Raw genomic sequence first — 21514 nt, forward strand, 5'->3', positions numbered from 1 at the left:
GCGCTTACTCCTCGCCGTCCGTTTCAGCTGGAACGGTTTCCTCCGGCGCGAGTTCGACTTCTCCGGTATTGCCATCGTCGCCTTCGGCACCGTCGACAGAATCGACCGTTTCAATCACGCCCGTCGCTTCGGCTGGCGAGGTCTCGACGGTTTCTGCGTCCAGCGACGTTTCGACGGCTTCGCCTTCGCCGGCTTCACCTTCATCGGCAGCGGGCTCTTCTTCCGGAAGCGGCTCCGGGAAGGCCGGTGCGTTCGGCGTCATGGAGGCCAGATAGGCGATCACGTCAGCACGCTCATCGTCACGGCGCAGGCCTGCAAAGGCCATCGACGTGCCGCGGATATAGGAGCTCGGATTTTCCAGCCAGTGGTCGATATTCTCGTAGTTCCACGGCTCGCCAGCCGTTGCCATCATGGCGGAGGAGTAGCCGAAGTCTTCCTTGTGAGCATGCGTGCCTGTCATGATGCCGAACAGGTTCGGGCCCGTACCGTTCGAGCCGCCTTGCTCAATGGTGTGGCAGGTCGAGCATTTCGCCTTGAAGGCACGCTCACCGCTGCTGGCATCGGCACTCGCGAGAAGGGCGCCAAGGTCATAGACCTCTTCCTCGACCGGTCCGGATCCACCGCTGTCGGCGATCTCGGTATAGTAGGCAAACCGGCTATGGGCCCAGTCATTGAGTGATTGCTCTTCATCGCCATGATGGCCGCCTTCGCCGCCCATCGAGAAAAGCGAGCCAGACAGCGTCTGGAGCCCCATGATGATGAGGAAGACGGCGAGCAGTGCGCCGAAGACCTTGTTCCAGAAGAGATCGCCCATCGGGATCATCCTTGTTTGATTATCTTGCAACGCGCGCCTTCTGGCACGCTATCGAGTCGCTGGCAATATAACGGCATGCGACACAGGATGCGCGGGGGCATATAGCGGCGAAACGGCGCACTTCCTGACATCGCCCGGAAAGCCGATTCGGTGAATGGGCCCTTGAAATGCGCCGCGCCCTCGCGCATGGCAGGCGCTGATTTGCGGGCGCAAAGCCCCTTCCAGCAGGACGGCACGACCATGAGCGACACCAAAACAGGCAAGATCGCCTATCAGGGCGAACCGGGCGCCAACTCGCATATCGCCTGCAATGACACCTATCCCGACCTTGAGCCCGTCGCCTGCAAGACGTTTGAGGACGTCATGTCCATGGTCGAGCGCGGCGATGCCGACCTCGCCATGATTCCGGTGGAAAACACGATTGCCGGTCGTGTGGGCGACATTCACCACCTGCTGCCAGGCACCAGCCTGCACATGATCGCTGAGCACTTCATGCCGATTCGCTTTCAGCTGATGGCGCTGCCCGGCACGCCCCTCGAACAGGTGAAGACGGCGCATTCGCACATGATGGCGCTTGGCCAGTGCCGGGACTTCCTGCGCCAGCATGGTATCCAGGCCGTAATCGCTGCCGATACAGCCGGGGCTGCGCGCATCGTTGCCGAGACCGGTGACCCGTCTGTCGCGGCCATTGCGCCGGAGCTGGCCGCAGAGGTCTATGGCCTCGACATCCTTGCGCGCAATATCGAGGACGCCGAGCACAATACCACGCGGTTCGTGATCATGGCGCGCGAGCCGGTCGAACACGATGCTGAAGACGGACCCACGGTGACGGCCTTCCTGTTCCAGGTGCGCAACATCCCGGCCGCGCTATACAAGGCGATGGGCGGGTTTGCGACCAATGGCGTCAACATGACCAAGCTGGAAAGCTACCAGATCGACGGCTCCTTCACCGCGACCCAGTTCTATGCCGAGATCGAGGGCCACCCCGATGACCGGCATGTGCAGCTGGCGCTGGAAGAACTCGGCTTCTTCTCGACCTCGCTGAAGATCATCGGTGTCTTCCCGGCGCATCCGGAGCGGTATCGCTCAGCGCGGTAGGCCCTGCGTGTCGGCCTGGGGGGAGAGAGCCGCCGGACCGGACGCGCCTACTCCGCCCAGACAATCTCACTGTCGGAATAGCCCTGGAAATACAGCACCGCCGTCAGATCGGTGACCGACACGCCGCAATCGGCCGCCGCAGCCACAACCGGCTTGGCGCGGTAGGCAACGCCGAGGCCTGAGGCTTCGATCATGGCAAGGTCATTGGCGCCGTCGCCCATGGCGAGCGTCGCATCCGCCGCCACACCAAGCGCTTTGCGCTCGCTTTCCAGCGCGGCAAGCTTGGCTTCGCGCCCGAGAATGGGCTCGCGAACCTTGCCGGTCAGCGCCTTGCCGTCATCGAGCAGCGTATTGCCCTGATGGGTATGGAACCCGGCGGCCTCGGCAATGCGCGAGGTGAAATAGGTAAAGCCGCCCGAGACCAGCACGCAGCGCGCGCCGCCGGCCTTCATCGTGGCAACCAGTGTCTCCGCACCCGGCATCAGCGTGATCCGCTCGCGGTAGCAGGTCTCCAGCGTGGCAATGCCAAGGCCTTCCAGCATGCCGACGCGCTCGCGCAGGGCTTCCTCGAAATTCAGCTCGCCGGCCATGGCGCGTTCGGTGATGGCGGAGATCTCGGCTTTCAGGCCCGCAAAGTCTGCCAGCTCGTCGAGGCATTCCTGCTCGATGATGGTCGAGTCCATGTCGGAGATAAGCAGCTTCTTGCGCCGGCCAGTGCTAGGCAGGATGCAGACATCGGCCTTGCCGGCGAAACTCGCTTCGAGCGAATTGCGCAGCGCCGGCGCGTCGGCCGGGCTGACCGCCTGCTCGATCGCGGTGAAGGCGCCATCGCCGCTCAGCATGCGGACCGGCCCAAAGTCCGTGACGCCCGCCTCCCGCAGCGTGGTCTCCAGGCGGTCGGCGACCAGCTGCAGGCTTTCCCCGCCAGGTGCCACAACTGTCGCGACATGGCTGTAATCTGACGTTTTTTCATCCATCCGGGCGGTCCTCACTTAACCTTCGGGCTCAAACCTCTTACTTGCTAAGAGATGCGCCCTGCAATCCTGATCCATGGACCAACTGCCAGCGGAAAGACGCAACTGTCCATCGACGTTGCCCGCAAGCTGGATGGTGAGATCGTCAACGCCGACTCCATGCAGGTCTATCAGGAATTGAAGGTGATTTCCGCGCGCCCCGACGAGGCCGAGATGGATGGTATTCCGCATCACCTGTTCGGCCACGTCCCGGCGGGTGAGCGCTATTCGACCGGTCAGTGGCTGGAGCAGGCCCGGCCTGTCATCGAGGATATCCAGAAGCGGGGGAAGACCGCTGTCGTGGTCGGTGGAACGGGGCTTTACCTGCTCGCGCTGACCGAAGGCCTGTCGGAAATCCCGCCTGTTCCGGAAGATGTGCGCCATGAAGTGCTCGAAATCGCCAAGGCAGACGGGGTGCGCGGCCTGAAGACCCGCTTGCAGGTCGTCGATCCTGAAGCGGCGGCGCGCATCGACGATAATGACCGCCAGCGCCTCGGCCGGGCCTATGAGGTATGGCTGGCGACCGGTACGCCGCTCTCGCGGTTCCAGAACCGGCGTTCCAATCCGGTGCTGAACCCCGACGAATGGCTCGGGATCGCGCTGACGCCGCCGCGCGCGAAGCTCTATGCCCGTATCGACCGCCGCTTCGAAGGCATGCTCATGGAAGGTGCGATGGAAGAAGCCCGCGCGCTTGTCAGCCTCGGAATCGATCCGGAATTGCCGGCGATGAAAGCCCACGGCATGCCCTGGCTGTCCGCCTTCATCCGGGGTGAAATTGACGCTGCGACAGCCGCAGACAATGCCAAGCGCGATACGCGCCGTTATGCCAAGCGCCAGTTCACCTGGATCGGGCGGCAATTTCCCTTCTGGCCCAGAATTCCGTCACCAGACCCGGCAACGCGGCTAAGGGTTGTTTCTGCCCTTTACAAGGAGGTTGACCGCTAGGCTGAGGCAGGTTATGCCCCAATCGCGATTTGGAGGAAACAGCCTTGCGTAAGCAGAAGGTCGTCGTACTTAGTCACCCGTGACCGGCATCATCACATGCTGGCGCGGGTGCGTATGGAAGGGTCTCACTTGAGGCCCTTTTTCATTTCAGGGCGCAGAAAACGTCCAAACGGACAGGACATTTTAGAAGAGCAGAGACCATGGATACCCAGACACTCACGGAGAAAGCGACGAAGACCCGCAAGATGACGGGTGCCGAGATCGTCATTGCTGCGCTGAGAGAGCAGGGGGTCGACACGATGTTCGGCTATCCGGGTGGCGCTGTCCTTCCGATCTATGATGCGCTCTACTCGCAGGACGAGATCCGGCACGTTCTGGTGCGCCATGAGCAGGGTGCCGGCCACGCGGCCGAGGGCTATGCGCGCTCGACCGGCAAGCCTGGCGTTGCGCTGGTGACCTCCGGCCCGGGCGCGACCAACATGGTCACCCCGATTGCCGACGCGATGATGGATTCCATTCCCATGGTGGTGATCACCGGCCAGGTGCCGACCCACCTGATCGGCACTGATGCTTTCCAGGAGTGCGATACGGTGGGCATCACGCGCTGCTGCGCCAAGCACAACTACCTCGTCACCGATGTCGAGGATCTCGCCCGTACGATCCACGAGGCCTTCCTGATCGCCACATCCGGCCGTCCAGGCCCTGTGGTTATCGACATTCCGAAGGATGTGCAGTTCTCGACGGGCACCTATATCGGCAAGGAAGGCGTCTTCAAGCCGACCTACCAGCCGAAGACCGAGCCGTCCAAGCACGCCATTCGCGATGCGCTGGCGCTGATGAAGGCGGCGCGCCGGCCTGTCTTCTATACGGGCGGCGGGGTTGTGAACTCCGGCCCCGAAGCCTCGAAGCTGCTGCGCGAACTGCAGGCGGCGACCGGCTTCCCGCTCACCTCGACCCTGATGGGCCTCGGCGCCTTCCCGGCCAGCCACAAGGACTGGCTTGGCATGGTCGGCATGCACGGGGCCTATGAAGCCAACCATGCCATGCATGACTGCGACCTGATGATCTGCGTCGGCGCGCGCTTCGATGACCGCGTGACGGGCAAGATTTCGGCTTTCTCGCCGGGCTCGAAGAAGATCCACATCGATATCGACCCGTCCTCGATCAACAAGATCATCCGCGTCGACGTGCCGATCGTGGCCGACTGCAAGGCGGCGCTGCAGGCGCTGCTCGATGGCTGGAAGAAGTCGCGCACGAAAGCGCCTGATATCTCCGAGTGGAAGGACCAGATCGAGCGCTGGCGCGAAGTCGACTGCTTTTCCTATCCGGCCAATGACGGCTCGATCCGCCCGCAATATGCCGTTGAGCGCCTCTATGAGCTGACCAAGGACCGCGACACCTATATTTCGACCGAGGTTGGCCAGCACCAGATGTGGGCGGCCCAGCACTACCATTTCGAGGAGCCGAACCGCTGGATGACCTCGGGCGGGCTCGGCACGATGGGCTATGGCCTGCCGGCAGCAGTCGGCATCCAGGCCGCGCACCCCGATAGCCTGGTGATTGATATTGCGGGTGAAGCCTCCGTGCAGATGGTGATGCAGGAAGTCTCGACAGCCGTGCAGCACAGGCTGCCGATCAAGGTGTTCATTCTCAACAATGAATGGATGGGCATGGTCCGCCAGTGGCAGGAGCTGCTGCACGGTGAGCGCTATTCCCACTCCTATTCGGAAAGCCTGCCGGACTTCGTGAAGCTGGCCGAGGCCTATGGCGCCCACGGCATCCAGTGCTCCGATCCAAACGAGCTTGACCAGAAGATCCAGGAGATGATCGACCATGACGGGCCGGTGATCTTCGACTGCCTGGTCACAAAGGCGGAAAACTGCTTCCCGATGATCCCTTCCGGTGCAGCCCATAACGAGATGCTGCTCGGCAGCATTTCCGGGGATGAAATTGACGAAGAAGGCCGTAAGCTGGTCTGACCCTCCAGCACTAGGAATTCAGGCCATGGAAGCAAGTAGCGTGATGGATACGATGCAGAACAACTGGTCACTCGTCGTGACCGTTGTTTCGGCGATATTTGCGATTATCGGGGCGATTGCCTCGCATCTCGAGACGCGGCGCCAGGAGAAGATCCGCGTCGAGACGCTGCGCATGCATGTCGACGGGGCGAGCCTCGACTGGGGCTCAGCCGCCATCGACGTGCTCGGGCGCATGGTGATGTTCGCCAAGACGCGGCGCCAGCAGACCAATGAGCAGTCCTTCCAGACCAACAAGGTCAACCTGATGATGCAGCTTTCCTCGTTGATTGAGCGGGGCCGGATGTTCTTCCCGAACATCGATCCGGAGAAGAAGGGCGCCGAGAAGCATGGGGCCTATCGCGGCTCGCGGCCGCCCATCCTCGATGCGCTCGTCTTTGCGTATTACGAGCTGGAAGCGATGACCCGGGACGACGGCCCGACGGGCGAGAACTCTGCGGCCTTCATAGAGGAGTGCCGCCGTCTTCTGGTCTCCGAACTACAGGCCCATACCGATCCGCGCCGGCGCGACATGATCCTCGGCCGCTATGACAAGCAGCGCCGCAGCCACCGCGAGGAAGCGCTCGGCCACGCCGCCTCCATCAAGAACCGTCTGAAGGCGCGCCGCCCGCACCTCGAAATCGAAGCCCAGCAAGAAGACCCCGAACAGGAAGCCGCATGAGCCAGGAGCCGATCCCCGCAAGCGCCTATGACATGGACCACGTCGAATCGGCCGAAGAGCGCCGGACCCTGGCGGTCCTCGTCGACAATGAACCGGGCGTTCTAGGCAGGGTCGTCGGCCTTTTCTCTGCGCGCGGCTACAATATCGAGAGCCTGACCGTCGCCGAGGTGGATCGCGGCAAGCACCGCTCGCGCATTACCATCGTGACTACTGGTACGCCGCACATGCTCGAGCAGATCGAGGCGCAGCTCCTGCGGCTTGTGCCCGTCGCTGCCGTCATCGATATCACCAAATCGAAGCGCGGCATCGAGCGCGAGCTGGCGCTGGTCAAGGTGGCCGGCAAGGGCGAGAAGCGCGTCGAGGCGCTGCGCATTGCGGAAATCTTCCGCGCGCGCGTCATCGATACGACGAATGAGAGCTTCATCTTCGAGATCACCGGCGCGTCGGACAAGATCGACCAGTTCACCGAACTGATGGAGCCGCTCGGCCTCGTCGAGGTGAGCCGGACGGGCGTCCTCTCCATCCGCCGCGGGAAGGATGCGGGATGAGTGGCCAACTTTGTCCGCTATGTAGAATTGAGGATGATGCGATTTTCAATGAGTGGGCGCAGTACGACAGCGTGTTGATAGACTGTCCGGCATGTTCGAAGTACGTCATTTCTCAATCAGCACTTGCCGATGAACGCAGTGGTCGTTTTTGGACGCCTGTGACTTGCGCTGCGCTTTCTTACCATGTTCGAAATCGAATAGGCGTTCCGCTTTTCCGAGATACTCCGTACCCTTTTGTAAGCAATCCAATACTGACGGAATTAGAAGAGAACGGACTTCGACTACCTTCCAGGCAGAACCAAGTTAACAACGTCATTCGATATTTGGGTGATACAGAGTCTCAGCTCGGCTTCGTTCCAGATGTCTTGCCTGATGGGACGTGGGCTGCCGTTGGCTGTCCATCCCCCTCGTCGTTGGGCGACTTGATGGAAGAGATGAGAGACATTGGATTACTGCATTCACAACTTAAGGTTTCCCGAACCATGGATTCTGGCAGCCGAGCTGCAAGAATTGTTTCGGCCAAACTTACACTACTTGGTTGGGAGCGCTGGGATGACATCCACTCAGGAGCTACAGCGTCAAAGGACGGATTCATTGCAATGCAATTTGGCAATGAACGCTTGGACAAGTTTGTTGAACAATCAATTCAGTCTGCTGTCGCAGAGCACTTAGGTATCCAGATCCACCGAATTGATAGTCCTGGAAAAACGAAAGCCGGCCTCATAGACAACAACATGCGTGAAGCCATCGAGGATGCTTCATTCGTGTTAGTCGAGCTTAGTCACGGCAACCTAGGCGCCTACTGGGAAGCAGGACTTGCTGAAGGTCTAGGAAAACCAGTCATCTATCTTTGCGAGCAAGCCGTCTGGGACGACACCAAAACTCGCCCGCATTTCGACGTGAACCACCGCACCACAATCATGTGGGACGAAGCAAAGCCGGATGAATTTGTCACGACGCTCGTCGCCACCATCAAGAATTCTCTCAGACATCGACAAAACTAACGGAGTTACAGGAAGTGAAAGTCTATTACGAACAGGATGCGGACCTCAGCCTCATCCAGAAGAAGAAAGTCGCCGTCATCGGCTATGGCAGCCAGGGCCATGCGCATGTGCTGAACATGCGCGACAGCGGCGTGAAGGAGGTTGTTGTCGGCCTGCAGGAGGGCTCCGGCTCGCGCAAGAAGGCCGAGGCCGAGGGCCTCAAGGTCATGACGCCGGCCGAAGCGACCAAATGGGCTGATGTCGTGATGATCCTCATCCCGGACGAGAAGCAGGCCGTTCTCTGGGCCAATGAGATCGAGCCGAATGTCCGCGATGGCCAGCACATCATGTTCGGGCACGGCTTCAACATCCACTACAACCTGATCCGCCCGTCCGCGAATGTCGACGTGTCGCTGTCGGCGCCGAAAGGCCCCGGCCACACGCTGCGCGCGCAATACCAGATGGGCTTCGGCCTGCCGGGCCTCGTCGCCATCCATCAGGACGCGACTGGCAGCGCCAAGGATGTCGCGCTCTCCTATTCCAAGGCGATCGGCAACACCCGCGCCGGCGTGATTGAAACGAGCTTCCGCGAAGAGACCGAGACCGACCTCTTCGGCGAGCAGGCCGTGCTCTGCGGCGGTATTGTCGAGCTGATCAAGGCGGGCTTCGAGACGCTGGTCGAGGCCGGCTATGCGCCGGAAATGGCCTATTTCGAATGCCTCCACGAAACCAAGCTCATCGTCGACCTAATCTATGAGGGCGGCATCGCGAACATGAACTACTCGATCTCGAATACGGCAGAGTTCGGCGAGTATGTCTCCGGGCCGCGCGTCATCACAGGCAAGACCAAGGCCGAGATGAAGAAGATCCTGACCGATATCCAGGACGGTACCTTCGCGCGCAACTGGGTTCTCGAGAACCAGGCCGGCGCCCCCGGCTTCCACGCCAAGCGTGCCCGCATGAACGACCACCTCATCGAGGAAGTCGGCGAGAAACTGCGCGGCATGATGCATTGGGCTCAGAACGACCGCCTGGTGGACAAGTCGCGGAACTAGGCACGCTTTGTAGGCCTGTTGAACAATAAAAGGGGCGGCGAGCGGTCTCGCTGCCCCTTTGCTTTCCTGGGGAGAGCCGGGTCTACTCGCCGTTGATGGCGATCTTGCGGGCTTTCGATTCCAGCTCTTTCGGCTTCTTGATCTTCACGGTGAGGACGCCCTTCCGGAAGCTGGTATCGACATCCTTGTCGCCCGGCGCGAAGGGCAGGCGCATGGACCGTTCGAAACGGCCGTAGCTGCGCTCGACGACCCGGCGGTGCTGGTCGTCACCTTCTTCCTTCTCTTCGGTGCGTTCGCCGCGCAGGGTCAGAAGGTCTCCGTCGATTTCGAGGTCGATGTCCTTGTCTTCCATGCCGGGCAGATCAGCCTTGATGACGATGTGCTTGCCGGTTTCGGTGACATCCACACTCGGATTGAACGCGGCCACCTTCGAGAAGGCGGGGCGCCCCATGTCGAAGAACTCGTCCCACAACTGGTCGAAGTCCATTCGAAGGGTGCGGAAGGGATCGAGCATCCCTTTCCTGCTGGTGGCCGGCTGGCCGCCATTCCTGGACGTTGTCAATGAACGAGAACTCATGATTTCACTCCCTTTGCTCAGTGTTGTCCAAAGGGCGGCGTACATATCAGCCGCCACCGCCAAGCTAGGCAGTGGTGGCAAAATTTGAATACGGTGAACTACGGAGGGCCGGGGGCTAGAACCGGTAGGTCAGGCCCAGCTGGACGACCGGGTGGACATCGCCGGTATCGATCCCTTCCTCGAAGCGCTGGCGTTCGCGTTCGAGCTGCTCGAGGACGATGGCATCGCCTGAAAGCGGGCCGCCGGGCGACATCATGGTGACGTCCGGGGTGCCGGAGAAAATGGCGCCAGCCATGACCTTCATGCCGACTCTGCGATCCTGGCGGTGCGTGGAATCAAATCCGAAGCCGACAAAGGGGGCAAGTTTCTCGCCCTTCACGGCGAGTTGCAGGGTCCCGGTCGGGCTCGCCGCACTCTCGCGGGTCACAACTGGTGCATTGTGAGAGTAGGCGAGATCGCCGCGCGTCTTGTCGCCGGTGTAAAGCCCGCCGGAGATCACGAAGCTGTTCCTGAAGGGGCGGACATCGACAAAGGTGCCGAGATTCTTGAACTCCAGGTCGTGGCTTTCCGGGTCCGGTTCGGCGGCGGGGCGCTGCGGCTCGAGGCGGATGACCTGCGCGGTGGCGCGCAGTTCGACATAATCGTTGATCTCGACCTGGGTTTCGAGCGCTTGCGGAACCAGGGCCAGCGGCGCGCTTCCCGAAGACTGCGCCGAAACCTGTCCGATGGCGGTGCACGCTAGGCCTGCGATCACTGCGAGTCTTCTGACAAGCGCGGTCATGACTGTTCCCCGACATAACAACATGTCCTTGGGGAAGCCTGTGGGCAATTCGTGAACAAGACGTTAGCGCCTGAGGGGGATTTCCCCTCAGGCGCGAATTTTTGTTCGCCTGGTGCCCTTTATGGGCGAGTGTTCCGATCAGAACCGGTAGGTCAGGCCGACCTGCACCACCGGATAAAGCTCGAAATCATCGACTTCGTCCTGAAGGTTCTGGCGCTCTTCCTCCAGGGCGGCCTGGAAGTCCGGGTCGTCGGACAGCGTGCCGCCGGTCGATGTGAGCGTGATCTCCGGCGAGCCGGACATCATCGCGCCGGCCAGGATCTTGAAGCCCCAGCGGCCATCGCCCTGGAACGTCGTGTCGAAGCCAAGGCCGGCGAACGGCGCGACATTGTCAGCGTCCGCACCGAGATTGAGCGTGCCGGTCTCGGCACCTGTGAAGGTCCCGTTGCCAACCTCCACGGTGCCGGTCGGCATGGCGGTGCCTTCAAGCTGCTTGTCACCGAAATAGGCGCCGCCCGTAATCACGAAGCTGTTCGATAAGGGACGCAGGTCGACAAAGGCGCCGGCATTGTTGAAATCGAGGTCGGCGTCGTAGTCGATATCGTCATAGGTCTCGTCGACGCCGAAGGAGAGATAGTTCACATTGCCGCGCAGGCCGAGCCAGCTCGTCACCTCGACCTGCACTTCTGCCGTGCCGCCGGTTGTCCCGCCGCCAAGCCCGATAGCCACATCGGCGCTGGAAGGGGCGGCTGCGAAAAGGGCAAGTGTTGCGGCTGTCCAGCCAAACTTCTGGATGATCATGATGACGGGCTCCTCATTCTGACAAGTGTCCCGGCCGCAATGTGGCGGCCTTTCGTGACTGGAAGGTTACCTTGATCAGCGACAGCTGCATTGCTGCCGCATTTGCAGGTGACAAACAGGCTGAAGCCAATGGGGCCGGGGCTGCCAGCAGGCGCATCATCGCCAGAGGAGACCGACGATATGAAATTCCCAACCCTTGCGGCCCTTGCCGGCCTGTCTGCTACCCTGGCCTTCGGTGCTGTGGCGGAGACCAATATGGCGCCCGGCCTCTGGGCCTATGATGCGTCGGCTGCGCTCGGTCCGATCCCGATGCGGGACCAGGGTACGCATTGCGTTGATCCGGACATGTCGGAAGCCTCCTATGAGAGCCTCTTCAACGACATCAATCCCAATTGCCAGATTACGAACGGGCGCGAAGCTGCGGACGGGTACCACTTCACCCTGGCCTGCTCGGGCGGACCGGATGGAGAACTGAAAGGCCGGCTTATCGTCAATGCCGATGATGCCACACTCAACGCGACCGGCTGGACAGGCGCCCGCGGCAGCCGTGTGCCCGTCTTCCTGTCAGCCTCTGCAAGAAAGCTTGCGCCGTCCTGCGGTTAGACAAGCCCTGCCTGATGGGGCGAGTGCAAAAATTTGCAAAAATAACGCAAGATTTTCCAATCTCTGAGGTGGACGATTCGGTCTCCGGTCTTTAAGGGATGGTTGCGCAACCATTTCGGAAAGTCGGGCGCCAGCGGCTTTGACAGCTTTCAGCCCGGCCCATACACAATCGGGGCTCATGGCGAAATTTATTCCCGTCGATACGTTCGACATCATCATCTTCGGCGGCACCGGTGACCTGTCCCGGCGCAAGCTGCTCCCGGCGCTCTACCACCGTTTCGTCGATGGTCAGATCCCAGAAGATTCCCGGCTCGTCGGTGTCTCGCGCTCGGAAATGAGCGACAAGGAATTCCGCGCCTTCGCAAAGGATGCCTGCCAGGAATCGACTGGCAAGGACTTCGACAGCGAGCAGTGGAAGGCGTTTGAAAAGCTGCTGAAGTACATCGCGATGGATGCCACCGATCCGGACGCGGACTGGGATACGCTGAAGGCGGCGCTCGGCCAGGATGGGCGCCCGTCGATCTTCTATCTCGCCGTGACGCCGAAAATCTATGTCGCGATCTGCGAATCCATCGGCAAGGCCGGCCTGGCGGGCGGCGATGCCCGCGTCGTCCTGGAAAAGCCGATCGGGACCGACCTTGAATCGGCCAAGGCGATCAATGCCGGTGTCGGCGCGGTCTTCAGCGAGGACCGCATCTACCGGATCGACCATTATCTCGGCAAGGAAACCGTCCAGAACCTGCTCGTGCTGCGCTTCGGCAATACACTGTTCGAGCCGCTCTGGAACCGCACGGCAATCGACCACATCCAGATCACGGTGTCCGAAAGCGTCGGCGTCGGTGACCGGGCTGGCTATTACGATACGGCCGGCGCCATCCGCGACATGGTGCAGAACCACCTCCTGCAGCTCCTCTGCCTGATCGCGATGGAGCCGCCAAACTCGATCGAGGCCGACGAAATCCGCACCGAGAAGATCAAGGTGCTGAACGCGCTGCGCCCGATGGACGCCAAATGCGTTGGCCGCGACACGGTGCGCGCGCAGTACGGGCCGGGCACGATCGATGGCAAACAGGTGAAGGGCTATCTGGAAGAGCTTGAAAGCGGCGAGAGCCAGACCGAGACCTTCGTGGCCGTCAAGGCCTGGGTCGACAATTGGCGCTGGGCGCGCGTGCCTTTCTACCTGCGCACCGGCAAGCGGATGCGCTCGCGCCATTCGGAGATCGTCGTCCAGTTCCGCGAAGCGCCGCACGCCATGTTCGGCGAGGAGCAGGCCCATTCCAACCGGCTGATCATCCGCCTGCAGCCAGACGAAGGCGTGCAGCTCTACGTCCAGATCAAGGAGCCCGGCCCCGGCGGGCTGCGCGTCCAGTCGCTGCCCCTGAACCTCTCCTTCGCTGAATCCTTCCAGGTCAGGTATCCTGACGCCTATGAGCGCCTGCTCATGGATGTGGTGCGCGGCAACCTCGCGCTCTTCATGCGCCGCGAGGAAGTCGAGGAGGCGTGGGAGTGGGTCGATGGCCTGCTGGACGCCTGGGCCGATGCGAAGGTGCCGATGTACACCTATTCGGCCGGTCTTGAAGATGGCCCGGTCGAAGCCCGCATGCTGCTCAGGGAAGATGACCGCGACTGGTGGAGCAACGGAAAATGACAACACTGCACCCGAAACTGAAAGAGGTCACCGAGCGGATCGAGGCGCGCTCGAAGGAGACCCGCGCTGCCTATCTGGAGCTGATCCGGGGCCGTAAACCGGACGGGTTTGCCCGCCAGAAGCTCGCCGATGGCAACCTTGCCCACGCTTCGGCTGGCTGCGCGGTGATGGACAAGACGCAGCTGCTTGGCGCGAGCTGGCCGAATATCGGGGTCATCACCGCCTATAATGACATGCTCTCGGCGCATGCGCCTTATGAGCACTATCCCGAGATTCTCCGTGACGAGGCCCGCAAGGTGAATGCGACCGCGCAGGTCGCGGGCGGCGTGCCGGCTATGTGCGATGGCGTGACCCAGGGCCAGCAGGGCATGGAGCTGTCGCTCTTCTCGCGTGACGTGATCGCGCTCGCCTCCGGTGTGTCGCTCAGCCACGACATGTTCGATGGCGCGCTGCATCTCGGCATCTGTGACAAGATCGTCCCGGGCCTGATGATCGCCGCGCTGCGCTTTGGTTGGCTGCCGCATGTCTTCGTGCCCGGCGGACCGATGCCGTCCGGCCTGCCAAACCCGGAAAAGCAGCGCATCCGTCAGGAATATGCGCTCGGCAAGGTTGGCCGCGATGCGCTGCTCAAGGCCGAGTCCGAGAGTTATCACAGCCCCGGCACCTGCACCTTCTATGGGACGGCCAATTCCAATCAGATGCTGATGGAAGTGATGGGCCTGCACATTCCGGGGGCCGCCTTCGAGAATCCGGGCACGCCGCTGCGCGAAGCGCTGACCCGCGCCGCGGTTCGCCGTGTTGTCGAGCTGACCGTCAAGCGCGACTACACGCCGATGGGCGAGATGATCGACGCCCGCAGCTGGGTCAATGCCATGGTCGGCCTGATGGCAACCGGCGGATCGACCAATCATGCCCTGCACATTCCTGCCATGGCAGCGGCCTCGGGCTACCAGATCACGCTTGAGGATTTCGAGGATGTCAGCGCGGTGACCCCGCTGCTTTGCCGCATCTATCCCAATGGTCCGGCCGATGTGAACCACTTCCAGGCCGCTGGCGGGATGAGCTTCGTGATGAAGGAGCTGCTCGAGGCCGGCCTGCTCAACGGGGAGGCGAAGGGCGTCATGGGCCCGCTTTCCGAACATGCGAAAGAGCCGTGGCTGAAGGATGGCGAACTGGCTTTCCGTAACGCGCCTGAGAAGAGCGGCGATCTCGACATCGTCCGCCCGGCCTCGGACCCGTTCCAGCCCGAAGGCGGCCTGCGCATGCTGGACGGCCCGCTCGGACGCGGCGTTATCAAGGTCTCCTCGGTCAAGCCGGACCGGATGGTGATCGAAGCCCCGGCCCGCGTCTTCGACACGCAGGAGGCCCTCAAGGAGGCCTTCAAGAATGGCGAGCTGGACCGGGATGTTGTCGCCGTCGTCCGCTTCCAGGGACCGGCCGCCAATGGCATGCCGGAACTGCACGCCCTGTCGCCAGCGCTCGGCGCCCTGCAGGACAAGGGTTTCCGCGTCGCACTCGTCACCGACGGGCGGATGTCGGGTGCAAGCGGCAAGATCCCGGCGGCGATCCATGTCGGCCCGGAAGCGGCCCGTGGCGGGGCCCTGGCGCGGGTGCAGGATGGTGATGTCATCCGCCTCGATGCCGAAACCGGCCGTCTCGACATTCAGGTGCCTGAAGACGAATTCAAGGCGCGTGAACCTGCTGTCTACCGGCCGAACATCCTCGGGCAGGGGCTGGGCCGAGAGATGTTCGCGGCCTTCCGGGATAATGCCGGTCGCCCGGAGTCGGGTGGCAGCCTGTTTGACTTTTTCATGCCAGCCGGGGGCTGAGGCTCATGTCTGAACCCGTACTGGTCGGCGATATCGGCGGCACCAATGTCCGCTTTGCGCTCGCGCGCCGCGGCTTTGCCGGACACTGCACTGTCTCGGATATCTCCGTCATGCCGGGTGATGATTTCGAGACTTTCGACGAGGCGCTGAATGTCTACATTCGGCAACTTGGATCGCGTACGCCGCCACAGGCGCTGATTGCGCTGGCCGGGCCGGTCGATGAAGGCAAGGTGCAGCTGACCAATCGCGACTGGATTGTCGATGCCAGGCGGCTTGAGGCCAATACCGGGCTGAAGCGTGTGCGGCTGGTCAATGACTATGCGGCCATGGCCCGTGCGATCCCGGAATTGCCCGAAAGTGACTTCCAGCTGCTCCAGAAAGGCGACTGCGACGAAGAGGACCGCGACCCGATCCTCGTCTGCGGCCCCGGAACGGGCGTCGGCATGGCCACGCTGATCCCTGTCGGCAACCAGGGCTGGAAAGTTCTGACCGGCGAAGGCGGGCATGCAGCGTTTGCCCCTTATGACGACCGTGAATGGGCGCTTGCGAAGAAGCTGCACGAAACGCATGGCTATGTCTCGCGCGAGCTCGTCCTGTCAGGCTCGGGGCTCAATGCGGTTCACAAGGCCCTGTGCGAGATTGACGGCGTGGCCTGGGAAGAGCTTCCGCCGCAAGAGATCATGGACCGCGCGCTGAAGGGCGACCGCATCTGCCGCGACATCTGCGAAATCCGCGCACGCGGCACGCTGTATTTCGTTGGCGATGCCGCACTGATGAACGGCACGCGCGGCGGGGTCGTGATCACCGGCGGCGTTGCCGAGCGGCTGGCAGACTGGATCGCCGCCCCTGAAGCGCTCGAGCGCTTCAATACGCGCGGGCCGATGAGCAAATACATGACACCCATACCCATCCGGCTCTTGCTCTCTGGCGAGGCCGCGTTAGTGGGGGCAGCAGCGCTGCATTTCGACGAAGGGGCTGCAGGATGAAAACGATGACCGCCTTTCGCGCCGCGATCGAGAAGGCGCCTATTGTGCCGGTTCTCACCGTGTACGAAGCCGACCATGCCGAACCGCTGGCCGAAGCCCTCGCCAAAGGCGGCCTGACCGCTGTCGAGGTCACGTTGCGCACGCCGGCCGCGCTGGACGTCATCCGGATCATGGGCGAGGCCCAGCCGGACTTGCTGGTCGGCGCCGGTACGATCATTTCCGAAGGCGATGTCGATGCGGCGCTTAAAGCCGGCTCGGACTTCCTCGTCACGCCGGGCACCTCGCCCCTCCTTCTGGATGCGCTTGGCAATCATGACGGTGTCATCCTGCCGGGTGTCTCCACCACCAGTGAGGCCATGGCCCGGTTCGATGAAGGCTATGGCGTGATGAAATTCTTCCCGGCCGAAGCGGCTGGCGGCGCGAATTTCCTGAAGTCGCTGTCTGGCCCGCTGCCACATATGGATTTCATGCCGACCGGTGGCATCACGCCCCGCAACGCTGGCGACTATCTCTCGCTTCCCAATGTCATAGCGGTCGGCGGTTCATGGCTTGCGACCAAGGACGAGATGGCGAAAGGCGACTGGGCGGCGATCGTTGAAAAGGCGAAAGACGCGGTCAGGATTGGCCGCGGGGCCTGATCATTCCGGAAGGTCGCTGGCGGGCAGTCCGGTTTCCCGCCGCGTGCGGAACCGCCCCTGAAACGCGACAATCAGGCAGCTGGCAATGATGATCGCCGCGCCGGCCCAGAGCGTCCAGCCCGGCCATTCGTCGAAAAAGGCGAGGCCGAAAATCGCACTCCAGATGAGGGCCGTGTATTCCAGAGGGGCGAGCTGCTGGGCCGGCGCGCGGGCATAGGCCAGCGTCATCAGGAACCAGACCGAGTAGCCGAGCACGCCAAGCACCAGGAAAAGCGGGATCGAGGCGAGCGCCGGGAATCCGAACAGGCCGACCGTCACCGGAAGCATTGCAATGGCGGGCACGACATTGGTGAACATGGCGATCGTGGTCGCGTCTTCCTTCGTGGCGCGCATGCGCAGCAGGACGAGGACGAAAGCATAGCCGACGGTGGATGAGAACAGTGCGACAAGGCCAAGCGTACGATTGGTCTCGCCCGGCGTTACGCCCAGTCCGCCCGGCTCCCAGACGGCGAGCGCCACCCCACCAAAGCCGAGCAGTGTGGCACCGACAGTGATCAGGCTGATCTTCTCCCCGATCATGACCCGCGCGACAGGCGCGACCAGCAGGGCAGCGGTAAAGCCGAGCGCGGTTGCTTCCGCCAGTCTCAGCTGGGTCAGCGCGTAGAAGAAGGTGAAGGCGCAGAACAGCTGCAGGAGGCCCCGCATCGTGTGAAACCGGATGGCCTCGCCCGATGGCGCCGGGCGGCGCTTGGCGCGGAACACGGCGAAGGCGAGAATGCCGCCGAACAGGAAGCGCCAGGCCAGCAGATGGTGCAGGCCTGCGCCCGGCGCGACGCCCTTCACCAGCGCGTCGATGCCACTGCCCATGGCAATGGCGATGACGGCGATCAGGAGCGGCGCGGAGAGAAGGCGGGCGAACATCCGGCGGACATAGCGCCGAGTCCGGACGGGCGGAAGAGCCGATCAGCGGCACGGCCCGCCTATCGCGAACCTCAGGAGGTGATGCTGGCAGCCTTGGCCGGCGTCAGGCTTTCGCGGACCTCAGCGGCAATCTCATAGGATCGCATACGCTTGTCCTCATCAAAGATGTGGGAGGCAAGGATCAGCTCGTCAGCACCCGTCTCGTCGATGAAGGCCTGGACCTTCCGCTTCACCGTCTCGGGCGACCCGATGGCCGAGCAGCTCAGAACCTGATCGAGCATCACGCGCTCATGCGGCTGGATCTCTGCATCGAAAGACGGATCGGGCGGGGCCAGCCGGGTTGGCGTGCCGCGCCGCAGGTTTACGAAAGTCCGCCGCAGGGATGAGGCGATATGGTCGGCCTCGGCGTCCGTTTCAGCGGCGATCATGTTGTAGCCGAGCATGACATAGGGCTGCTTGAGCTGCTCTGATGGCTGGAAGGTCTGCCGGTAGATCGAGACGGCCTGCTTCATCATGCCTGGCGCAAAGTGCGAGGCAAAAGCATAGGGCAGGCCGAGATGCGCAGCGAGCTGGGCGCCAAAGGTCGACGAGCCGAGAATCCAGAGCGGGATTTTCGTACCGGCGCCCGGAACGGCCTTTACGCGCTGGCCGGGCTGGACATCGTCGAGCCAGGCCTGCAACTCGACAACCTCCTTGGGGAACCGGTCCTCGCCGCCGACCAGTGTCCGGCGCAGGGCGTGCGCAACGGCCTGGTCCCCGCCCGGCGCGCGTCCGAGCCCCAGATCGATGCGCCCCGGATAGATGGCTTCAAGGGTCCCGAACTGTTCGGCCACCATGATCGGCGCGTGGTTGGGCAGCATGATCCCGCCAGCGCCGAGGCGGATGCGCTCGGTGTCCTGTCCGGCATGCGCGATCATCACGGCCGTCGCGGCACTGGCGATGCCGGGCATGTTGTGGTGTTCAGCGAGCCAGTAGCGATTGTAGCCGGTCCGGTCTGCATGCGTGGCAAGCCGGCGGGCGCGGGCCAGCGCGTCCTGGGCATCGCTGCCTTCGACAATGGGGGCGAGGTCGAGAATGGAGAAGGGTATCATGCGCGTCTATCTATGCACGCGCGGGCCGGTTCTCAATCGTGAAACTGGCCGGTTGGGCGAAACTTCAGGCTGCGCTCTTTGTGGTGGTCTTCGGCTTCCGGGCGCTGGCAACCTTGTTACGGCCCGTGTTTTTCGCCTGGTACAGCATGGCATCAGCCTCTTCCAGGCAGGCTTCAAGGCTGCGATTGGCCTGCAGCGGTGCGACGCCGAAGCTTGCCGTGACAATGGCCGAACGGTCCTTATAGGACATCTTCGTCTTTTCGATGCGGCGGCGCAGCCTGTCGCAGACAGATTCGGCCTGCTCGAGGGTCAGGTTGCTCAACAGGATCACGAACTCCTCGCCGCCCCACCGGCCAAGCCTGTCGAAGGGCCCGCGCAGTTCGGTATGGCTGATGCTGGCGATCTCGGTCAGAACCTTGTCGCCGAAGGCATGGCCGTACATGTCGTTGAACTGCTTGAAGTGGTCGAGGTCGAACAGCGCGATGGCTGCAGTGTGCTTGGTGCGCTCCATGCGGGCCAGTTCTTCATGCGCCAGCTTTTCGAAGGAGCGGCGATTGAGCAGCCCGGTCAACGGGTCGGTCGACGCCATGGCTCGAAGCGTCATCTGGTAGCGGTCGGACCGGAACTGGTTTTGCGCTGCCAGCGCGCCCATCGGTCCGGCGACGCATGTCGCAATCAGGACGGTCGTGGAGATGAACTCGTGATTGTCCGAAGGGACATGGCCGTATTCAGCGATGAGAACAGCGAAAATCGTCGCCAGCGAAAGTGCCGCCGTCAGCACAAACACGAAAAAGGTGATGGCGCGAACCATCGCGCCAGATCCCGCTTCGAGAAGTTTGTATTCCCGTTCCATGCGCCCTTTCTAGCAGTCGAATGCGAAAATCTGCGTAAGGCAGTTTCGAAAATTTCATCTAATTTGGCCGGGATGGCATCAGGCGCAGGGGCAGGCGGGCCCGGCGGGCGTCTTTTTGACCGCTGGTATTATCCTCGTGCAGGACGAGTACTGCGGCTGTCGGCGTGTCGACTTCAAAGTCCAGTGCGCCGGTGAAACCGACCGGATCGGTGGTCATCCAGTTTCCGGTCGACTGGGCGATGCTTTCAGCAAGGACCCGTCCATCGTTTGTGCGCAACTCGATCGGAAAACTGCCCTCGAAATACCAAGGGCCGGGCACAGATCCGGACAGCTTGAGCGGGGTCCTGATTTCGGCGTTTGGGGCAGGCGCATCGATTTGCATGCCGTCCGGAAGACTTGGTTCGCGCACAGTTTCATCCGAAGGCGTGACAGGGCTGCTGGAAGGGGGAGATTCCCCTGAGCAGGCCACACAGACAGCAGCAAGCGCAGTCAGTGAAAGGCGGAGGGGCATTTTCAGTCCTCTTTTGGATTGCCGATGGGCGTCATGAAACTCAGTTCGTGGCCGTCCGGGTCCTTGAGGTGGAAGTAGCGCTCCATCCATGGCGCATCGCGCGGGGTGAAATCGGTCTCGATTCCGGCCTCCGTAATGGCGGCATGGAAGGCGTCGACGTCAGCCACTTCGAAAATGGCGCGGCCCCAGAATCCGGGCGGTGCATGGCCGGTTTCGGTGGTCAGGTTCAGCGCGGTCGGGCCGGCCCAGAGCGTCGAGAAACTGGCTTCCGGCCCGCCATAATCGAGCCGGAAGCCAAGCGTCTGGTAGAACGCGACAGCCCGGGCCATGTCGCGCGTCGACAGGGTCAAAGCGCTGATGCCGCGATGGACTTCAGACGAGGTCATCGGGGCTAAAGCCCCCGGCGGTCCGGGAAACCGTAACCGCGGGCGCGTTCGCAAGCCCAGGTGTCGCCATCGGCACAGGCCTGCTGGATCAGCTGCTTGCCTTCATCGCGGCGCATGTCGCCACCCTGTCCGCGATACAGCATCGACCCATAGCCTGCGCAGCCGCGAGCGTGATCGAGGTCGCAGGCCTGCTTGTACAGCTTGCGGGCATAAGGCAGGTCTTCATTGCCATCGAGGCCCTTGAAGCTCGTATAGGCCTGCTGCATGCAGCTGTCGGCATCGCGGCCCTCGAAACAGGCCCGGTCATAAAGGGCCTGGGCAGCGTCATAATCCTGTTGGGCGCCAAGGCCCTTGCGATCCAGGTCGGCCAGCTTGCGGCAGTTGCGCGCCCAGACGGCGGTCTGGCGGCTCTCGTCTTCGCACGCGGCCTTGTAGCGTTCGCGGGCATCGTCATACCAGCCTCGCTTGACCGCCCTGTCGGCATAGAGCTCGTCGGCATCCGGGCTGGCAACCTGTTCACGCCCGAACTGGGCAGACGCGGCTGGGGCCAGCGAGATCGCGGCAATGACCGTCAACAGGAGGATGAGAAGTCGTGGGGTCATGTTTTGTCTCCGCATAATGCAACACAATAACACATAAAAATGAGGCTGCATTCTGACGAGACGCATGGAAAGGCTGCATGTTCAGCGACGCAAAACTTTTTCCGCCATGGCTGACACGTTGCGGAAAATGCGCA

At 62.3% G+C, this 21514-nt stretch carries 23 protein-coding genes; 12 read left to right on the top strand and 11 right to left on the bottom strand.

Features of this window, described 5'->3' with window-relative positions; translation table 11 throughout:
- Positions 1 to 4: 4 nt before the first annotated feature.
- Complete coding sequence (locus D1227_RS05715) at positions 5 to 814, bottom strand: c-type cytochrome (protein WP_158586572.1); 810 nt, start codon at positions 812 to 814, stop codon at positions 5 to 7.
- A 240-nt stretch (positions 815 to 1054) separates the two neighbouring features.
- Here D1227_RS05715 and D1227_RS05720 point away from each other — a divergent pair, with 240 nt between their 5' ends.
- The gene (locus D1227_RS05720; protein ID WP_119404303.1) at positions 1055 to 1912 is read left to right on the top strand and encodes a prephenate dehydratase; all 858 of its coding nucleotides are present in this window, start codon (positions 1055 to 1057) and stop codon (positions 1910 to 1912) included.
- Positions 1913 to 1959: 47 nt separating this feature from the next.
- Here D1227_RS05720 and serB read toward each other — a convergent pair whose 3' ends face one another.
- Positions 1960 to 2889, bottom strand: coding sequence for a phosphoserine phosphatase SerB (gene serB, locus D1227_RS05725; RefSeq protein WP_119404154.1), 930 nt, complete (start codon positions 2887 to 2889; stop codon positions 1960 to 1962).
- A gap of 51 nt (positions 2890 to 2940) precedes the next feature.
- On the opposite strand from serB, the gene miaA reads away from it, so the two are divergent.
- The 6 genes from miaA (at position 2941) to ilvC (ending at position 9153) form a co-directional block, all read left to right on the top strand.
- Complete coding sequence (miaA, locus tag D1227_RS05730) at positions 2941 to 3870, top strand: tRNA (adenosine(37)-N6)-dimethylallyltransferase MiaA (protein ID WP_119374622.1); 930 nt, start codon at positions 2941 to 2943, stop codon at positions 3868 to 3870.
- A gap of 200 nt (positions 3871 to 4070) precedes the next feature.
- Positions 4071 to 5849 carry an acetolactate synthase 3 large subunit gene (locus D1227_RS05735; protein WP_119404155.1) on the top strand — a complete coding sequence of 593 codons (1779 nt, stop codon included), beginning with the start codon at positions 4071 to 4073 and terminating at the stop codon, positions 5847 to 5849.
- Between the two features lie 25 nt (positions 5850 to 5874).
- Positions 5875 to 6567, top strand: coding sequence for a hypothetical protein (locus tag D1227_RS05740; RefSeq protein ID WP_147372637.1), 693 nt, complete (start codon positions 5875 to 5877; stop codon positions 6565 to 6567).
- Complete coding sequence (gene ilvN / locus D1227_RS05745; RefSeq protein ID WP_119374625.1) at positions 6564 to 7115, top strand: acetolactate synthase small subunit; 552 nt, start codon at positions 6564 to 6566, stop codon at positions 7113 to 7115. The genes D1227_RS05740 and ilvN overlap by 4 nt, the downstream gene beginning before the upstream one ends.
- The gene (locus D1227_RS19765; protein WP_147373265.1) at positions 7112 to 8119 is read left to right on the top strand and encodes a hypothetical protein; all 1008 of its coding nucleotides are present in this window, start codon (positions 7112 to 7114) and stop codon (positions 8117 to 8119) included. Before ilvN ends, D1227_RS19765 begins: the two co-directional genes overlap by 4 nt.
- A 14-nt stretch (positions 8120 to 8133) precedes the next feature.
- Positions 8134 to 9153 (top strand): ketol-acid reductoisomerase, encoded by a 1020-nt coding sequence (gene ilvC, locus D1227_RS05755; protein WP_119374626.1) that lies wholly within the window; start codon positions 8134 to 8136, stop codon positions 9151 to 9153.
- A gap of 82 nt (positions 9154 to 9235) precedes the next feature.
- Here ilvC and D1227_RS05760 read toward each other — a convergent pair whose 3' ends face one another.
- From D1227_RS05760 to D1227_RS05770, 3 genes are all read right to left on the bottom strand, one after another.
- Positions 9236 to 9667, bottom strand: a complete 432-nt coding sequence (locus tag D1227_RS05760; RefSeq protein WP_158586573.1) for an Hsp20/alpha crystallin family protein — start codon at positions 9665 to 9667, stop codon at positions 9236 to 9238.
- Positions 9668 to 9845: 178 nt separating this feature from the next.
- On the bottom strand, positions 9846 to 10484 hold the full coding sequence (locus D1227_RS05765; protein ID WP_158586574.1) for a hypothetical protein: 639 nt from the start codon (positions 10482 to 10484) through the stop codon (positions 9846 to 9848).
- Positions 10485 to 10649: 165 nt separating this feature from the next.
- On the bottom strand, positions 10650 to 11312 hold the full coding sequence (locus D1227_RS05770) for a hypothetical protein (RefSeq protein WP_119404158.1): 663 nt from the start codon (positions 11310 to 11312) through the stop codon (positions 10650 to 10652).
- A gap of 180 nt (positions 11313 to 11492) precedes the next feature.
- Between D1227_RS05770 and D1227_RS05775 the strand changes: the two genes are divergently transcribed.
- From D1227_RS05775 to eda, 5 genes are all read left to right on the top strand, one after another.
- Complete coding sequence (locus D1227_RS05775; RefSeq protein WP_158586575.1) at positions 11493 to 11915, top strand: DUF3617 domain-containing protein; 423 nt, start codon at positions 11493 to 11495, stop codon at positions 11913 to 11915.
- A 178-nt stretch (positions 11916 to 12093) separates the two neighbouring features.
- A complete protein-coding gene (zwf, locus tag D1227_RS05780) occupies positions 12094 to 13563 on the top strand; it encodes a glucose-6-phosphate dehydrogenase (RefSeq protein WP_119404160.1) in 1470 nt (489 codons plus the stop codon).
- Positions 13560 to 15392 carry a phosphogluconate dehydratase gene (gene edd, locus D1227_RS05785; RefSeq protein ID WP_119404161.1) on the top strand — a complete coding sequence of 611 codons (1833 nt, stop codon included), beginning with the start codon at positions 13560 to 13562 and terminating at the stop codon, positions 15390 to 15392. Before zwf ends, edd begins: the two co-directional genes overlap by 4 nt.
- Positions 15393 to 15397: 5 nt before the next feature.
- The gene (locus D1227_RS05790) at positions 15398 to 16378 is read left to right on the top strand and encodes a glucokinase (RefSeq protein WP_119404162.1); all 981 of its coding nucleotides are present in this window, start codon (positions 15398 to 15400) and stop codon (positions 16376 to 16378) included.
- Complete coding sequence (eda, locus tag D1227_RS05795; protein WP_119404163.1) at positions 16375 to 17016, top strand: bifunctional 4-hydroxy-2-oxoglutarate aldolase/2-dehydro-3-deoxy-phosphogluconate aldolase; 642 nt, start codon at positions 16375 to 16377, stop codon at positions 17014 to 17016. The genes D1227_RS05790 and eda overlap by 4 nt, the downstream gene beginning before the upstream one ends.
- On the opposite strand, the gene D1227_RS05800 is transcribed toward eda, so the two are convergent.
- From D1227_RS05800 to D1227_RS05825, 6 genes are all read right to left on the bottom strand, one after another.
- Positions 17017 to 17937, bottom strand: a complete 921-nt coding sequence (locus tag D1227_RS05800) for a DMT family transporter (protein WP_119404164.1) — start codon at positions 17935 to 17937, stop codon at positions 17017 to 17019.
- A 71-nt stretch (positions 17938 to 18008) separates the two neighbouring features.
- The gene (locus D1227_RS05805; protein WP_119404165.1) at positions 18009 to 19028 is read right to left on the bottom strand and encodes an LLM class flavin-dependent oxidoreductase; all 1020 of its coding nucleotides are present in this window, start codon (positions 19026 to 19028) and stop codon (positions 18009 to 18011) included.
- Between the two features lie 64 nt (positions 19029 to 19092).
- A complete protein-coding gene (locus D1227_RS05810; RefSeq protein ID WP_119374638.1) occupies positions 19093 to 19881 on the bottom strand; it encodes a GGDEF domain-containing protein in 789 nt (262 codons plus the stop codon).
- Positions 19882 to 19939: 58 nt separating this feature from the next.
- Positions 19940 to 20290: a Gmad2 immunoglobulin-like domain-containing protein gene (locus D1227_RS19900; protein WP_158586576.1), complete on the bottom strand. Its 351-nt coding sequence runs from the start codon at positions 20288 to 20290 to the stop codon at positions 19940 to 19942.
- Between the two features lie 104 nt (positions 20291 to 20394).
- The gene (locus D1227_RS05820; protein ID WP_119404167.1) at positions 20395 to 20778 is read right to left on the bottom strand and encodes a VOC family protein; all 384 of its coding nucleotides are present in this window, start codon (positions 20776 to 20778) and stop codon (positions 20395 to 20397) included.
- A 5-nt stretch (positions 20779 to 20783) separates the two neighbouring features.
- Positions 20784 to 21380 (bottom strand): tetratricopeptide repeat protein, encoded by a 597-nt coding sequence (locus tag D1227_RS05825; protein WP_119404168.1) that lies wholly within the window; start codon positions 21378 to 21380, stop codon positions 20784 to 20786.
- Between the last annotated feature and the right edge of the window lie 134 nt (positions 21381 to 21514).

Source organism: Henriciella mobilis (genome assembly GCF_003576315.1).
In the GTDB taxonomy this organism is placed as follows: Bacteria; Pseudomonadota; Alphaproteobacteria; order Caulobacterales; family Hyphomonadaceae; genus Henriciella; species Henriciella mobilis.

Bases quoted from the DNA above. Each gene is read 5' to 3' on its own strand.
- serB (WP_119404154.1), bottom strand. From the start codon at position 2,889: ATGGATGAAAAAACGTCAGATTACAGCCATGTCGCGACAGTTGTGGCA.
- D1227_RS05740 (WP_147372637.1), top strand. From the start codon at position 5,875: ATGGAAGCAAGTAGCGTGATGGATACGATGCAGAACAACTGGTCACTC.
- D1227_RS05770 (WP_119404158.1), bottom strand. From the start codon at position 11,312: ATGATCATCCAGAAGTTTGGCTGGACAGCCGCAACACTTGCCCTTTTC.
- D1227_RS05805 (WP_119404165.1), bottom strand. From the start codon at position 19,028: ATGATACCCTTCTCCATTCTCGACCTCGCCCCCATTGTCGAAGGCAGC.
- miaA (WP_119374622.1), top strand. From the start codon at position 2,941: ATGCGCCCTGCAATCCTGATCCATGGACCAACTGCCAGCGGAAAGACG.
- D1227_RS05810 (WP_119374638.1), bottom strand. From the start codon at position 19,881: ATGGAACGGGAATACAAACTTCTCGAAGCGGGATCTGGCGCGATGGTT.
- eda (WP_119404163.1), top strand. From the start codon at position 16,375: ATGAAAACGATGACCGCCTTTCGCGCCGCGATCGAGAAGGCGCCTATT.
- D1227_RS05790 (WP_119404162.1), top strand. From the start codon at position 15,398: ATGTCTGAACCCGTACTGGTCGGCGATATCGGCGGCACCAATGTCCGC.
- ilvN (WP_119374625.1), top strand. From the start codon at position 6,564: ATGAGCCAGGAGCCGATCCCCGCAAGCGCCTATGACATGGACCACGTC.
- D1227_RS05800 (WP_119404164.1), bottom strand. From the start codon at position 17,937: ATGTTCGCCCGCCTTCTCTCCGCGCCGCTCCTGATCGCCGTCATCGCC.
- D1227_RS05735 (WP_119404155.1), top strand. From the start codon at position 4,071: ATGGATACCCAGACACTCACGGAGAAAGCGACGAAGACCCGCAAGATG.
- D1227_RS05775 (WP_158586575.1), top strand. From the start codon at position 11,493: ATGAAATTCCCAACCCTTGCGGCCCTTGCCGGCCTGTCTGCTACCCTG.
- edd (WP_119404161.1), top strand. From the start codon at position 13,560: ATGACAACACTGCACCCGAAACTGAAAGAGGTCACCGAGCGGATCGAG.
- D1227_RS05715 (WP_158586572.1), bottom strand. From the start codon at position 814: ATGGGCGATCTCTTCTGGAACAAGGTCTTCGGCGCACTGCTCGCCGTC.
- D1227_RS05760 (WP_158586573.1), bottom strand. From the start codon at position 9,667: ATGCTCGATCCCTTCCGCACCCTTCGAATGGACTTCGACCAGTTGTGG.
- D1227_RS05720 (WP_119404303.1), top strand. From the start codon at position 1,055: ATGAGCGACACCAAAACAGGCAAGATCGCCTATCAGGGCGAACCGGGC.
- D1227_RS05820 (WP_119404167.1), bottom strand. From the start codon at position 20,778: ATGACCTCGTCTGAAGTCCATCGCGGCATCAGCGCTTTGACCCTGTCG.
- D1227_RS19765 (WP_147373265.1), top strand. From the start codon at position 7,112: ATGAGTGGCCAACTTTGTCCGCTATGTAGAATTGAGGATGATGCGATT.
- zwf (WP_119404160.1), top strand. From the start codon at position 12,094: ATGGCGAAATTTATTCCCGTCGATACGTTCGACATCATCATCTTCGGC.
- D1227_RS05825 (WP_119404168.1), bottom strand. From the start codon at position 21,380: ATGACCCCACGACTTCTCATCCTCCTGTTGACGGTCATTGCCGCGATC.